Here is a 14,840-nt window from a genome sequence, read left to right as displayed (position 1 = left end):
TTTTATTTGTTAAAGCAATCTAAAACTGTTTAACCCTGTTCGGGAATGCGACCTCCCGGCAGGGCTTTTTTTATGTCTTCTTTTGTCTGTTTACTTACCCATAGGCATCTGTCAAATAGTCTTGATTTTTTCCTCGTTCGTTATTATAAATATATCTATAATTAGTATAAAAATCAATTAATAGCCATATAAAGCCAATTTTTTATGATATATATCATAAAAAACTCATTTTTTATCAAAAAATGAAAAAACAAAGCTTTCAAATACATGCAAAATATAAGTTTTGCAATATTTTAATTGCTTTTTTGAACCAAAGTCACTTAAAATCAATAGTAAAAATTCTATTTAACAAATAAATAGCATTAAAATTACTTCAAATAGTGATTGCTGATGCCTATTTTATGATTTAAACAATAATATTCCGCTGCTTCCACATTGAAATATTTCCCTTACTATTGTATAGTTATAAAAACAAGCTTAACCTATTTGTAAATGATACAGAAAACCAACCTTTGCGATACAAGAAGTTGCTTTTTATGCCGCAACGCTATGGCCGAGTGGCTGCCGGCGGTGCAAGCCAATAAGATCAACCTGAAAGTTAAAAAAGGCGAGGTGGTTTTTAAAGAAGGCGACCCGGTTACCGGAATTTACTTTGTGTACCAGGGGCTGGTAAAAGTTTATAAAAAATGGGATGCCGAAAAAGAACTCATTATCCGCTTTGCCCGGGAGGGTGCAGCCTTTGGTCACCGCGGGCTGGGGCACAACAACGTATACCCCGTATCTGCCGCTGCTGTTGAGAATGGCACGGTGTGCTATATGAGCCTGGATTTTTTTGAAGCAACCCTAAAAGTAAATTCAAACTTTACTTACGAGTTGCTGATGTTTTTTGCTGATGAGCTGCGCGAATCGGAACGAAAAATGAGAAACCTTGCCCACATGCCCGTAAAAAACAGGGTTGCCGATGCATTGACCGCCCTGCAAGCTCAATTTGGCGTAACAGAACAAGGTTTCATTAACGTTGATATTAGCCGACAAGACCTGGCCTCTTACGTGGGGGCAACTTACGAAACCGTTTTTAGGATGATGAATGAGTTGGTGAACGAGAAACTAATCAGCCTTTCAGCAAAAAGCATCATGATTACTAACCATGATGCCCTTGCCAAACTTTCGCAGGATGCGAATTTCCAATAACGTTTACGCAATACCAACGTACACCTTCCCGTCCTGCACCATTATGGGATAGGTCTTTATCTGGTAATCATCGCCGCTTAGGCATTCGCCATTCTTTAGCGAAAATGTTTTTTTGTGGAAAGGGCATGCTACCTTCGGGTTACAATCTTCACCTGTGCTGCCAATCATCCCGCGAGATAAAACCATTTGCTGCTTGTGGGGGCACAAATTTTGAGTGGCGTACCATTCATTACGTCTACTAAAGTTAAATATGGCTATCTGCTCATCGCCGTGTTTTATGCAAGCGCCGCCATCTGCCGGTACATCATCTGTGTAGCAAGCCAACACCCATTGTATATCTGTAACTGTTTGCATTTTTTGTCTGTTTTAAAACTGTTTAAATAATACCCATTACCACTGCGCTTTAACCTGATCACGCATTGCCTCAAATTTTATATTAGGGTCTTTCACCTCGGGCGCGTTCACAAAGTGAGCAAAGCGCTTGCGCAGGTTACTATCCTCTACTACTTCTTTCCATTCGCAATGGTAGGTATCTACCAGCTCCTGCATTTCTCCTTCCAGCCGGGCAGCGATTCCCAAACTATCGTTCACAACCACATTTTTAAGATAGGCGATACCGCCATCCATTTTATTTAACCAGGTAGCGGTACGGGTGAGCGGGTCGGCTGTTTTAATGTAGAACATCAGGAACCTGTCGAGATATTTGATACAGGTTGCGCTATCTATATCTGTAGCCAGCAACAGGGCATGCTGCGGCTTGACGCCGCCATTACCGCATACGTATAAGTTCCAGCCTTTTTCGGTAGCAATAATGCCGAAATCCTTGGCCTGCGCTTCGGCGCATTCGCGCACGCAGCCGCTTACGCCCCCCTTTAGCTTATGCGGCGAGCGTACACCTTTATACCTATCCTCAATTTCAATAGCGAACGATACGCTATCGTGCAAACCAAACCGGCACCAAGTGCTACCCACGCAGCTTTTTACGGTACGCAAAGCTTTGCCGTAGGCATGCCCGCTTTCGAACCCGGCATTTATCAATTCTTCCCAAATATCAGGCAGATCGTTTACGTGCGCACCAAACATATCTATACGCTGGCCGCCGGTAATTTTGGTGTACATGCCATATTTTTTCGCCACCTGTCCTAACACTATTAGTTTATCGGGCGTTATTTCGCCGCCGGCAATGCGCGGAACAACCGAGTAAGTACCTCCTTTTTGGATATTGGCGAGGTAACGGTCATTGCTGTCCTGTATAGTATCTTGTTGTACAATAACATCATTCCACAAACTGGCTAAAATACCGGCGACTGCTGGCTTGCAAACTTCACAACCATCGCCTTTGCCAAAATGGTCAAGCACCAAATCGTAGCTTTTTATTTTACCTATTTTAACCAGATCGTAAAGCTCCTGGCGCGAATGGTCGAAATGTTCGCATATTACGTTTTTAACGTACTGCCCGTTTGCTTTCAGCGTGCCGGCAATAAGATCTTTCACCAAAGGCACGCAACCCCCACAACCCGTGCCGGCTTTTGTGCATTTTTTCAGGGCATCAATCGTTGTAGCGCCATCATTCACCGCATCGCAAATAGCTAATTTGGTTACCGCCTCACAGGAACAAACCAGCGCATCGTCCGGTAAACTCATTACGCCAGCGCCTTCGCTTGCTTCGCCGCCTCGTGCACCCAATATCAAATCCTCCGGGTTTGGCGGCAACATTATCTTATTATTAACGGTTTGCAACAGCATGTTATAAGCGTCGGCATCGCCAATTAAAATACCGCCCAGCAGGTACTTGCCATCGTTACTAATGTTGATGCGTTTGTAAACCCCCTTAAAGCTATCTTCAAAAACGAGGGTGCGGCAATCCGGCTCGGTTATAAAGGCATCGCCAAAGCTGGCTACATCCACACCAATCAACTTTAGTTTGGTGCTCATATCATAACCACAGAACGCCTTGCTGCTGCCGGTTAGCTGGGTGGCTACAATGTCAGCCATCTCATATCCCGGGGCAACTAACCCGTATATCATCCCATCGTACAGCGCGCATTCGCCAATGGCGTATATACACTCGTCGCTGGTTTGCATTTTTTCGTTAACCGTAATACCGCCACGGGTACCGGTATGGAGCCCTGCAAGTTTAGCCAACTCATCGCGCGGGCGGATCCCGGCGGATATCACCATCATATCTACCGGCAAACGGCTGTCATCGTTAAAAAGCAAACCATCAATTTTATCTTCACCGGTAAAACTTGCGGTGCTTTTATTAAGATGTATGTTTAAGCCAAGGCTTTTTAATTTAGATGCCAGCATACCGCTGCCCGCGGCATCTATTTGCCGCGGCATCAGGCGTGGTGCAAATTCTATTACATGGGTCTCTGCTATACCTAAATCTATCAGGGCTTTTGCAGCCTCGAGCCCTAAAAGCCCGCCACCCATTACTGCGCCGACTTTGGCGTTTGCGGCGTAAGCCTTTATCAGGTCCAGGTCATCAATGGTGCGATAAACAAATACGCCTTCCTTTTCTACGCCAGGCACATCTGGCACAAAGGCTGAAGAGCCGGTTGCCAGCACCAGGTAATCGTATGGTACGGTGAGGCCGCTTAAAGTGTGGATGTTTTTGTTAGCGCGGTCAATCTCCTGCACCGGGTTGTTCAGATGCAGGGTAATGCCATTGTCCGTATACCAATTGCCTGCGGCCATGGAGAGGTCGTCTGCCGATTTTCCGTTGAAGTATTCGCTGAGGTGAACCCTATCGTAAGCTGCGCGGGATTCTTCGCCAAAAACAATAAGGTTAAAATGAGATGACTTAGCAATAAGTTTTTCACAAAACTTATATCCTACCATGCCATTGCCTACAACTACGACAGTTTGTTGAAACATAACAGATTTTATTAATTTTTAAAGCAATCATTTGATTAAATGCATACGATTTGCGACCTATAGACATTTAACTGAACAATAATACACAATAAATTCATTTAAATCATATAATATAGCTATAAATTAATTTTTATTTTGCTTTTGTATGATTTAAATCATACAAAAGCTGTACTTTTGTTATTAAAGGCGTAAAAAACAATGGCTTTGTCGATAAAAACAGATAAAATCAATGAATTATATCTTAAAGTTACTTTAAAATGTAAAATTTAGACAAAAAATGAGACATGAACACGTTTTTCCAGAGCTTTTTGTTTTAGGGGCGGGCCCCGGCGACCCGGAGTTGATAACCATCAAAGGGCACCGTGTTTTGCAGGAAGCAGATGTTATATTATATGATAACTTGGCCAACAAAGCGCTATTAGATTTAGCCAAACCAAATTGCGAAAAAATATATGTGGGCAAACACCCCTACGGCGATTACACGCCACAGGAAGTTATCCACGAAATGATTGTGCAATATGCTTATACGCACGGCATGGTGGTAAGGCTAAAAGGCGGCGACCCCTTTATCTTCGGCCGGGGGTTCGAAGAAATAACCTACGCCCGCCAGCATGGTATCCAAACACATTACATACCGGGCATCACCAGCATGCAAGCATCCGGGTTGGAAGATATCCCCCTCACGCACCGCGCCATAAGCGAAGGCGTTTGGATGATAACCGGCACCAAAAAAGACGGCACTCTCCCCGCCGACCTTCGTTTGGCTATGCAAAGCAACGCTACTGTAGTTATATATATGGGTATGAAACAAATACCGTCTATTACAGCAACTTATTTAGCTGAGGGTAAGGGCAGCACCCCCGCAGCAATAATCCAGCATGCATCATTACCGCATCAAAAGTGCGTAAAGGGGCGGGTAAAAGACCTTGCCGAAATGGCCGCCCAAAATCAATTAACCTATCCTGCCATTATCATTATAGGCGAAGTAGCTGCGTTAAATTCTCCGTTAAACTTAAACTATCAACCATCACAACATGAAAATACGTATAAAAGGGAACTCGTTACGATATAGGCTTACTAAAAGAGACGTAGACCGTCTGCATAAAACCGGCTTTATTGAAGAAACTACCGACTTTGGGGCTGTATATTTTACTTACGCGTTGCAGCGCTACTCCATACCTGAGCTTACCGCCTGCTACCACAATAATTGTATAACCGTATTTATTTCAACTGCCTGGGTTGATGAATGGGTAAACACGGGTAGGGTTGGATTCTCGGCTGCGGATAAACAGTTAAGTCTTTTGGTTGAAAAAGATTTTGTTTGCCTGGATGATGTTGCAGAAGACCAGAGCGACAACTACCCCAATCCAATACTGCAAATAAGGAATTGACTAACTGCTATAAAAGCGATTGCGGGGCTGCCAAGGCACCAACTATTAAGGTGTTTTCAAAAAGAGTTGGAGTTCCGATGAACCTTATAGTCCTATACCATATGAGCAGTGCAGGTTCTGTACACTTATCGCTTATTATTTGGTGTTTTATTGCTTAATAAACAAGGATTTAAAAGGTCAAAAAAAAGGGACAAACGATATGATTTATCGCTTGTCCCAAGAGGTGATCCCGCTGGGATTGCAAAAAAGTAAGATAAATACCTTATATTCAGTTATTTATATCGTAAAATCTAATTAGTATACCGCGAAGTATACCGAATTCTTTGTATCAATTTGATGTTGTTTCAGAACGTTTGTTACTCAAATATAAGAATTAAATCAGTACAATTCAATCAAAATAAAGGCAAATTATTGAGTTAAATGTTTGATTTTGAGGATTTTTTTTGATCAATATTATCCTAACTCGGGCTAAAAATGTGGCGGAACTTTGATTTTTTTTCAGTAAGGAAAATGCAGTTTAATTGTCCGGACTATCCAATGTTTTTGGGTATTTTACTAAACAATCCAAACTAAACGTGCATAATTCTAAAAAATTATTGGCTCCATTGAAGAATTCCAAAAGGCAAAAAGTTACCAAACGACTTTTGATGGACTTTTTTCGAACCATTTTTTACATAATTGAAAGAAATTAGCAGATAGCTTAAGTTGGTTCGAGCCCAGTCTGGGGAGCCAGAATGGGCAAGCACGAAAAATCGGTCGCTTGCCCTTCTTTTTTGCCCGCTATTTTGCTGTTAATCAAGTAGATACAAGAATATAATTCACTTGTAAAAGCGGTTCGATGTTGCAATTCCTCGAAAGTGAATTTTTGGGGGTACATCGAACCAATTAGTTCACGCTTTTCAGAAGTGCTTGATTTATAATAGATTCTGTCCAGCTGCGTTAATTTGATAATAGCCCTCCTAAGTATCGGTTCTATGTTTTCAGCTTTAGAGTTTACTGCTGCCGCCTCTGCTAACTTCGCTTCCAATACGTTGATCTTGTATTCATTTTCAGACTTGATGGTCTTGTAATCCGCGCCGTCTATATCGCCATTCAAAAGTAACTCCCTTGCTTTGGCAATACGGCTGTTCAGGTCGTTGATCTCTTTAAGGAGTTCAGAGCGGGAAATCAGTTGCGTTGTGTTTTGGCTTTTGTAAGTATCAGCAATAACTTCCGTAAACAACTCTGCATAATTTTCCTCGATGGTAAATTCCTCTATCACTTCATTAAATACCTTATTCACTTCTTCAGCCTTATACCTGCACCCGCAGGCAGACGAGCAATGGTAATAGTAGTAATAACTGTTACGCCCTTTAGATGCGCTGCCGCATAGGACACGGCTGCACTTAGAACACCTGATAAAGCCTCGTAGCGGCAACATATCCGGCGAAAGGACTTTGGTCTTCTCTAACTTCTTTTTGCCGCTCAGGACGTCCTGTACATCATAAAAAAGGCTTTCAGAGATAATGCCTTCATGCAAGCCATTGACAGTGTGCGCTGCTTCATCCTTATATTTAACGATCAGGATCTTTCCGCAATACACCGGGTTGCGGATAGCGACATAAAAGTTGTTGCGTTTGCATCTCAAACCCATCTCCGCAGCCTTTTCATAAACCTGCTGGATAGAGTAAACGCCTTTAGCTAATTCTTTAAAAGCCCACTGAATGATCTTAGCCTGTGGCGGATCAATGGCAATGAATTTCTTACCGGACACATCATGCCTGTTCACATAACCCATTGGTGCGTGTGATACCCAACGCCCTTCTTTCCTGGCACGTCTCAAGCCATAAAAAGTATTTAATGCCCTGCGGTCGTTCTCAATTTCCGGTGCTGTGAGATAAATCGCCAGCATCATTTTATTTTCGGGAACCTCCATATCTAAGGGCTGTTCGATCGCCTGCGGTTCCACACCCAATATTTTCAGGGTATTGATCATTTGGTAAGCATCGGGGGCATTACGGCTGAACCTGTCCCACTTGGTGAACAGTACCAGGTCAACTTTACCCCGTTGCTTTCTAAGGTTAAGCAACAAGCCCTGCCATTGCGGCCTGATGAAGGTTTTGGCAGAATGGTCTTCAAAAATGGTTTTTCGTATGCTAATGTTATTGATCTCGCAATAACGCCTTAAAACCTCTTCCTGGCTTCTTTGGGAATAACCCTTGTCGGCTTGTTCATCGGTACTTACACGGATGTATATATCTGCAACTTTCATTTTTTAATCTCCTGATTTACAATGAATTTAGCTAAAAAATACATGATTTCCAAGACTTCTTCAGCTTTTTTTTCACTTATTTCCACACCCCTTTTCTTCAATATTTCTATTGCTCTTTGAGTAGTGATATTTCGCTTCCGTCCCGAATTGTTGCCCATGCCGCTGAGATTAAGCGGCAAAATCGCGTCATCGGACGGGTTTGATTGACAAGCTTTTCGGTAGTACCGAACAATAAAGTTTGGTTACGGCTCTTTAACACAGATAGTCATTGCTCCGCTTAAACAACCGGGAGTGCTAAGCCGCTAAATTGTCAAGGGTGGCGTAACAACTCCAAACAACAATCGCCATTTACATGCCCTTTACGATTTAGGGGCTGGGCTAACTTTGTGAGTGCGGTGTAATGCAACGATAGGCATTCAGAGACGATTTATTTATTCGTTAAACTAATAAATTACAAGCCGTGGTTATAGAAATTGTCACTATAAAAGGCATATAGCATTAGTCTATGTTCTTGCTTTTCTTTTAAGCCAGCTTTCTGGTTTTGCAGATGTAACGAGGTAGGAGTTACTCCTGGTTTTGCAGCGAGGCTGGCGGCGAATGAATATAGCGTGGATATGCGTGATGTAATGAGCCGCTTGCCGCAGCTGCATTACTCCAAAGAACAAATTACAAACTGCTAATAAGCAAATGTTGCTCATAGACCCTTTCAGCCACATTCAATAGCTGTTTTAGCGTACCTAACAATGCTCTTACCTTATTCCGATCTGCTTCGTACCCATCTTTATACCTGACATTCACATAGGCGTGTTTCAGTTCGTTAAACAGCATTAGATTCCCCGGTTCATCTGTCTTAAATACGATAACAAGATCAACTGTAAACATCTCGGTTATGGTCAATAACCTCGATAGGTTGTGATTGTTGATATCATAGTTCAGTACTGCACGCACCAAGGCGACCAAAATACACTCCGCACATTGATGCCGGCAGAAAAGGGCAGCGTTATCTGCATCTTGTTGTAAATGATATTTTGCACCGTTGTAAAAGTCTAATCCCAACCGGTGCCAGTGTTGCCATTGCGATGATGGATGTTGAACGGCAGATAAAGGCATGGCAGCGGGTAGTAATAACTCCCCAGACAAATAAACGGCCGGATGAATTAATGCGGTATTAAAAAACACGTTGCCACGCTTTAATCCCGTGAACAAGGCAGAGGCATGATGTACTAATGCTACAACGGTTGCCGTTTCCCGGCAACTGTCTTCTATCATACCTGCAAGGCTTTGTGCCAAGCGTTGTTCATCATTAGCGGTAAGTACAAGTAGGTATATTTTATCATTAGTTGCCGTACCCAAATAAATCACCGCCTGAACAGAGCTAACTTTATAAATGATGATGGAAAGAAGCTTGCTAATCAGTACACCTTGCTTATCCGGCATGGTGCTATTCAATTGGTATAATTTAGCAGCATAAACCTCCCGTTCGGCTTGTGAGAGATTAGCGGATAACGAAAACGGCACCCTGCCCATAGGAGCGTTGCATTTCAATGATGGCTTTGCCGATAGCCGCTGAAAAATAAACCATGCAGCCCCAAATAGCTTTTCCATGTTTTCGTTTACGGTCAGCAGGTCTAAAGGCTCTATAAATTCACGGGCGGGTTTGCTTGACAGGCCATGCTCCAGCCAATCGTAAAGCATCGCACGGTATTGAGGCAAAGTGTATTGGCTAAAAAAATCATTAAATAGCAGATACGGATTCTGCTGTTGTTCTTTGCTTAGCGATACCGGGTAATAACTCCATTCCATTTGTTCAAACGAAAGTTCATTTGCTATTACCATAACGTTAGGTTTGTCGGGCATATCTTTAATAAGATATGCTGCTTCGACCAAAGAAATTGTTAACTTATGAAAGTAAAGCAATCCCGATGGGCTACCTTTTTCATCCCGGTAAAAGTCCGGCTTCAATATGGTAAAACACCAGTTCTGTAACGTTTCTAAATGTCCCGGCAAACTATCGTGATCAAAAAAGGTCGTGATAACGCTTAACGGATTGTTAACCTGCTCGGGTGTCAGGTTAAGCGGGTAGAAATCCCAGTGGTTAAATTCTTCAGCCTGCATAAAATTTCGTTTTCACCTGTCGGCATTGGCAGGTATTCAAAATAAGTACACAATGCAGCCGTACCGAACCATAGCAAATTGTATTTTACAATGGCACTGTTGTTTGTTACATTTACATTTTATAATACATTTGATTATGGCAGAAACTACTTTACATATTGGCAGGAAAATAAGTCGCATTCGCGAGCTACGAGGTATGAAGCAGGAAGCACTTGCCGCCGAATTGGGTATAAGCCAGCAGGCGGTTTCAAAGATTGAGCAAAGTGTAGAGGTAGAAGAAACGGCGTTGGATAAGATTGCGGCAGCTTTAGGAGTTTCTGTATCCGTAATTAAAAATTTTGACGACCAGAAAGCAATTAATCTTTTTAATAACATTTACAATAATCAATTTCATGAAAATTCAACTGCTTTCATCTATCAACAATTCAATCCGATAGAGAAGGTTATTGAATTGTATGAACGCTTGTTAGCGAGCGAGCGTGAAAAAATTGAATTGATAAAAAATAAATAAAAAGCAGACTTTTATTACCACCCTACAACCTCTTTTTTTTAACAAGCTGTCTTAATATCTTGGCCGTAGAAAAGATGGCCCTTGCTAAAGCGCCTTGTCAATAGCCAATCTTATACGAAGTTTTTAATTCTTTGTGTTAGCTAAAAAGTCAATCATGCCAATTAAAAACTGTTTCTTTATTTTTGTGCTTATAATTTTTATACAATCGACATTATTGGCGCAAAATAAAATCCCTAAAGCTGAAAAATTGCAAGAAGATGTAGGCGATATTAAATTTGATCCGAAGATCGATAAAGCTGATTTTTATCTTTGCCACAAAGACTTTATCATACAGTATTACAACTTCGGAACAAGTTATAATGGAGGGGGGCGGGGTATTAAAGATTTTATCTATAAGCGATACCACTATGATTCGGCTTACAAGTTAGCTACGGGATTTATCACTATAAGGTTTGTAATAAATTGTAAAGGACAGACAGATCGGTTTCGCCTGTCTGAAATTGATAACCATTACCACCCAACTACATTTGACAATGGTCTGAAAAGGCAGTTGTTGAAAATTTGCAAAGCTCTAAATCAATGGATACCAGGTAAAGACAGCAAAGGCAATATTTACGACAGTTACTATTATATCAATTTTAAATTGGTAAAGGGCCAAATATTAAATATCACACCATGAAAAAACTTGCAGGTGTGTTTGTTTTGTCATTCCCGTTCTTAGTTCTGGCGCAAAATAATTGTAGTGTATATAAAGATGCCGCTCATAAAAAAGCTTGTGAGCTTTATAATCGGGCTATAGAAGCAAGTCAAGGAAGCAAAACTTCTCAAATCATTTTTTTGAATTCAATTGAAGCCTGTCCTTCTTTCGCGCCTTCTTTAAATGAAATGTCGGTTCCCTATTTAAAACGTGGCGATTTTTCTACATGGAAAGTATTGATGGATCAAGCTGTAAAGGCAGATCCTCAATATTTAAGTACCAGAGGTTGGTGTTTATTCAAATTTTTAAGAGACTATAAAAACTCTTTTCAGGATTTAAAAAGAGCGTATGATATCAATTCCGGTATTCCTGGATATTCCGGGGATGGTGATTATGATCTGCGAATTGTTATGGCCTTAAATCAGCGGGAGATGGGGAATTATAATTTGGCTATTAAATATTTCAATGAATGTATCCAGGATAATGAGAAGAAAAAGGTTGTTGGTTTATTCGATTATTTGCATCGTGGCGTAACAGAATATAAGTGCAAGAACTATCAAGCCGCTTTAAATGATCTGTTATTGGAAACAAAAAAGTATGAAAAATTAGCTGATACCTATTATTACCTTGGTTTAACATACTTTAAGTTAAAGTTAAACAGAAAGGGTAAACAAAATCTGTTAAAGGCTAAAGAACTGTATTTGCACTCAGGTTATTATCGAAATGACCCCTATTGTGAAGCATTGGATCAAGTATATTTAAGTGATATCAATAAGGCAATAAGGTCCCTCAAATAAGGGTTTTTTCAAATGGCATTTTATAGTCAGCGAAATGCCCCGCATGTAAAAGTCAACTTAATAAAAAGCATTAAATCGATGGCATGAAGTTTAGCGTGAATAATTAGACAACCTATTCGAAAGATATTTTCAATATTTCCAAAGCCTTTTTTTGCTCCCTAACCTTTCCTACGCGGATGGCATCGGTTAACGCAAGCATATCATATAACCGCTCATCATCTTTAACTGCCAGCACCTGGTTAGGGTATAAGGGAATAATGGCCTGTCCTTTTACTTTTCCGCCAGCATCCGGCCACACATATTGTTCGTCCGCTATAAAGAAATCTTTTAAAACAGATGCACTGTGTGCGGTTGGTAACCCGCGAAGGATCGGCCCAGGTTCAGCAGGAAATACGAATTTCAAACCATGTTCGATAAAACCATACAACCCGGTCTTGAAAACGATACGCTTATCGGGGCTGATTAATTTAGCGATCATTGAGCGGTTTAGAGATTCACTGATCTCCGAATTGCTGATATGTAAGCTCGCAGCAAGGTCTTTGCTTAACCAGTTTTTATCTGAACAAATGATCTTTAACAATACCACCACATCATGTGGCCGCATCCCGTTATGTGCTTTCATATACAAATTTAGCCATAATTCCTCAATTCGCAAAACGCGAATTTATTTTAATACGCTACCTTCTGTTTGTACGTGCTTGCTTTTGCTTTCTGCGGTTTCTGCCCAGAATAGCCTCGTCATCAATATCGTCACTTATTTGAATACCGCCTGTAGGATGGTTATCGCTATCCATAACAGTACCAGTATTGTCAGTGTCCAAATGAATTTCATTTGCCTTTGAATCGTCAGCTCTAAGTCCATTAGCTTCTTCTGTACCTCCGCTAAGGCCTGTTGGTTGTCCAGCGACAATTGATGTATCTGGTGCAAGGTTTTCAGGAAGTCCGTCACCTCGCCGTTCGTTACCGGCGGATTGGGCTTCTCCGTAGATTGCTTTTGTTCTGTCATTTGCAAGGCTAATCGCCTTGCTATCTCGGTCTTGCTCATAGTCGATAAATTTGATCAGCTCCGCCCACTTAAAGCGGTTACCTAATGCCTGTCCCTTTATCTTAAAGTCATTAATAAAATAAGTGATACCGCTAACCCTGCCGGTACTTGCCTGATTAAATAACAGGTAGATGCCACGCTTTTCACATTCTTTGATAAAACGCTGTAAGGGTACGCCGTGGGTGCCGACCAATGGATTAAGCAAGGCCTGTAATACACTTTTATCAGATGGATGGCCTGTCCTGATCGACTTTTCAATTTCGTTTTTGGTTAATGAACGCTGGGTTGCCAGTACGGGCTTGCCATTTGTTACATGGTTACTGTGTCCTATTGCTTTGTTGTTACCTTGTTGCTTTGATCTGTTGGTATTAGTGTCTAATGATCTATTGTTAGGGTGATCTTTGGGTATATTGTCACTCCGGTCTGAGGATATGTTGGTATGGCGATACTTTGTTATACTGCTATACTGATCTAATGGTATCAAGTTATATTGTTTTTCTAATCTGCGTAGTGCTGACTGGCTCTTATGATAGTTATTACTGTCGGATACTACTTTGCCATCGTAGGTAATACGGTTAACGAGCAGGTGGACATGAGGGTGGCCTGCATCATGGTGCCTGACAATCAGGTATTGGTTATCTTCATAACCCATTGTTTTCATATACGCCAAAGCCATTTCCAGTAGGCATTCATTAGTTAATTTATCCGGGCGTTCTTCTTTGGAAAAATTAAGGCTGGTATGCCACACGTATTTGGATAATGCCGGGCGTAATTCCCGGATCAGTTCAACTTCCTTTTTAATCATACCCGTAGACAGAGAAGAAAAGCTGGTTGCCAATAGTTCGGCACGTTGCCCGATGTCAGGATGGTCCATTTTCTTTAAGTTATAGCCTAACGCGCCCATAAAGTTGGAACCGAACTTTTCAACTGCGACCATCTAACAAATGACCAATAATAGATTGTTGCTGTGCCAGTAACCGGTTGAGTAGATCCAACAATAGCTGCGAATGGCCTTTATACATAAACCCGCTGTTAGCCCTACGGGCGAGCTGGTTAAGATTGTTCCCGATACGGTTTAATCCGGCGTATAACTGGTGGTCTGACTTGGGCATCACTTGCCTGGGGAAACTTCCTTTGAATAATTTATCCCTGACCATGACACCAATGGGTTTGCCACAGCTTTCGCTATAAGCCTCCAGTCTTTGATGCTCCGTTTCCGTTAAACGAAAGACGATTACTTTAGAGCGTTTATTGTCTTTATCTTTCCTTGGCCTGCTCATTCCTTAATGATTTAGGCCAAAGCTGCGTGATTAATAGAGTTATAATTGACAAGCTTTACGGTAGTACCGATAAATAAATCCCCCCAAGGAACCCAAATTAAAGTGCTTATTTATTTGGAATGCTGAACTTGGTGAAGTATCTCCCTACCCGATGATAAGTGAAGCGAACCCATCGGCAAGTCGTTTTGGTATCACCAAAACATAACTTGCTTTAAACTATTGGATGAAAAAAATGCATAAGGCCAAGTATTTACTGACTCCCTTGATAATTTGTTGTTTAAGCAAAGTAATTTTTGCAACTTTGTTGCAATGGCAAAAAAAAATAGACTGGTTAGGACATTAACAGCATTCATTTTATTGCTATTATTTAGTTCACTCCCTTTTGTTGAATTGCTGCATAGGCATACCGATTTGCCCGCCAAAGCGAAAACTGCCGTTGTCATATATTCAAAATGTGCTATTTGCGATTTTATCTATTACAAGTCGTCTGCGGCAGTGAATTATAATAATCTAATATCAACAGCGATTTTTCCGCCGGTTGTCATATTCAACAGCCTTGACTTAAGTCCGGATCTAATATTAAGAGATCCCAGTCTCTTCCGTAATAAAGGTCCACCTTTTATATCTTAATAACCGGTTTAGATAACCCGCCTATTAATGGGGATTGTACGTACACCCCCGC

General features: G+C 41.3%; 13 protein-coding genes. 6 read left to right on the top strand and 7 right to left on the bottom strand.

Annotated elements, in window-relative coordinates:
* Positions 1–492: 492 nt before the first annotated feature.
* Complete coding sequence (locus tag ACVW0P_RS16650; RefSeq protein ID WP_457133069.1) at positions 493–1,191, top strand: Crp/Fnr family transcriptional regulator; 699 nt, start codon at positions 493–495, stop codon at positions 1,189–1,191.
* 3 nt (positions 1,192–1,194) lie between these two features.
* Here the strand turns inward: ACVW0P_RS16650 and nirD are convergent, their stop codons facing one another.
* Both nirD and nirB read right to left on the bottom strand, forming a co-directional pair.
* On the bottom strand, positions 1,195–1,545 hold the full coding sequence (nirD, locus tag ACVW0P_RS16645) for a nitrite reductase small subunit NirD (protein WP_354431519.1): 351 nt from the start codon (positions 1,543–1,545) through the stop codon (positions 1,195–1,197).
* 36 nt (positions 1,546–1,581) lie between these two features.
* Positions 1,582–4,071, bottom strand: a complete 2,490-nt coding sequence (gene nirB / locus ACVW0P_RS16640) for a nitrite reductase large subunit NirB (RefSeq protein WP_457133068.1) — start codon at positions 4,069–4,071, stop codon at positions 1,582–1,584.
* Positions 4,072–4,348: 277 nt separating this feature from the next.
* Here nirB and cobA point away from each other — a divergent pair, with 277 nt between their 5' ends.
* Complete coding sequence (cobA, locus tag ACVW0P_RS16635) at positions 4,349–5,143, top strand: uroporphyrinogen-III C-methyltransferase (protein WP_457133067.1); 795 nt, start codon at positions 4,349–4,351, stop codon at positions 5,141–5,143.
* A complete protein-coding gene (locus tag ACVW0P_RS16630; protein WP_457133066.1) occupies positions 5,106–5,462 on the top strand; it encodes a DUF7009 family protein in 357 nt (118 codons plus the stop codon). The genes cobA and ACVW0P_RS16630 overlap by 38 nt, the downstream gene beginning before the upstream one ends.
* A gap of 700 nt (positions 5,463–6,162) precedes the next feature.
* On the opposite strand, the gene ACVW0P_RS16625 is transcribed toward ACVW0P_RS16630, so the two are convergent.
* A complete protein-coding gene (locus ACVW0P_RS16625) occupies positions 6,163–7,713 on the bottom strand; it encodes a recombinase family protein (protein WP_354431515.1) in 1,551 nt (516 codons plus the stop codon).
* A gap of 666 nt (positions 7,714–8,379) precedes the next feature.
* A complete protein-coding gene (locus ACVW0P_RS16620; protein ID WP_457133065.1) occupies positions 8,380–9,828 on the bottom strand; it encodes a HEPN domain-containing protein in 1,449 nt (482 codons plus the stop codon).
* Positions 9,829–9,964: 136 nt separating this feature from the next.
* Between ACVW0P_RS16620 and ACVW0P_RS16615 the strand changes: the two genes are divergently transcribed.
* From ACVW0P_RS16615 to ACVW0P_RS16605, 3 genes are all read left to right on the top strand, one after another.
* Positions 9,965–10,339, top strand: coding sequence for a helix-turn-helix domain-containing protein (locus tag ACVW0P_RS16615; protein WP_354431513.1), 375 nt, complete (start codon positions 9,965–9,967; stop codon positions 10,337–10,339).
* Between the two features lie 133 nt (positions 10,340–10,472).
* On the top strand, positions 10,473–11,018 hold the full coding sequence (locus tag ACVW0P_RS16610) for a hypothetical protein (RefSeq protein ID WP_457133064.1): 546 nt from the start codon (positions 10,473–10,475) through the stop codon (positions 11,016–11,018).
* Positions 11,015–11,833, top strand: a complete 819-nt coding sequence (locus tag ACVW0P_RS16605) for a tetratricopeptide repeat protein (RefSeq protein WP_354431511.1) — start codon at positions 11,015–11,017, stop codon at positions 11,831–11,833. The genes ACVW0P_RS16610 and ACVW0P_RS16605 overlap by 4 nt, the downstream gene beginning before the upstream one ends.
* Positions 11,834–11,945: 112 nt before the next feature.
* Here the strand turns inward: ACVW0P_RS16605 and ACVW0P_RS16600 are convergent, their stop codons facing one another.
* From ACVW0P_RS16600 to ACVW0P_RS16590, 3 genes are read right to left on the bottom strand one after another with little or no spacing between them, the layout of a single operon-like run.
* Entirely contained in the window at positions 11,946–12,455 is a 510-nt protein-coding gene (locus ACVW0P_RS16600) for a hypothetical protein (protein ID WP_354431510.1), read from the bottom strand.
* 55 nt (positions 12,456–12,510) lie between these two features.
* On the bottom strand, positions 12,511–13,815 hold the full coding sequence (locus ACVW0P_RS16595) for a relaxase/mobilization nuclease domain-containing protein (protein WP_354431509.1): 1,305 nt from the start codon (positions 13,813–13,815) through the stop codon (positions 12,511–12,513).
* Positions 13,802–14,158 carry a plasmid mobilization protein gene (locus ACVW0P_RS16590; RefSeq protein WP_354431508.1) on the bottom strand — a complete coding sequence of 119 codons (357 nt, stop codon included), beginning with the start codon at positions 14,156–14,158 and terminating at the stop codon, positions 13,802–13,804. The genes ACVW0P_RS16595 and ACVW0P_RS16590 overlap by 14 nt, the downstream gene beginning before the upstream one ends.
* Positions 14,159–14,840 lie beyond the last annotated feature (682 nt).

This window comes from Mucilaginibacter sp. UYNi724, from assembly GCF_054057495.1.
This window is presented reverse-complemented; position numbering and strand designations above follow the sequence as displayed.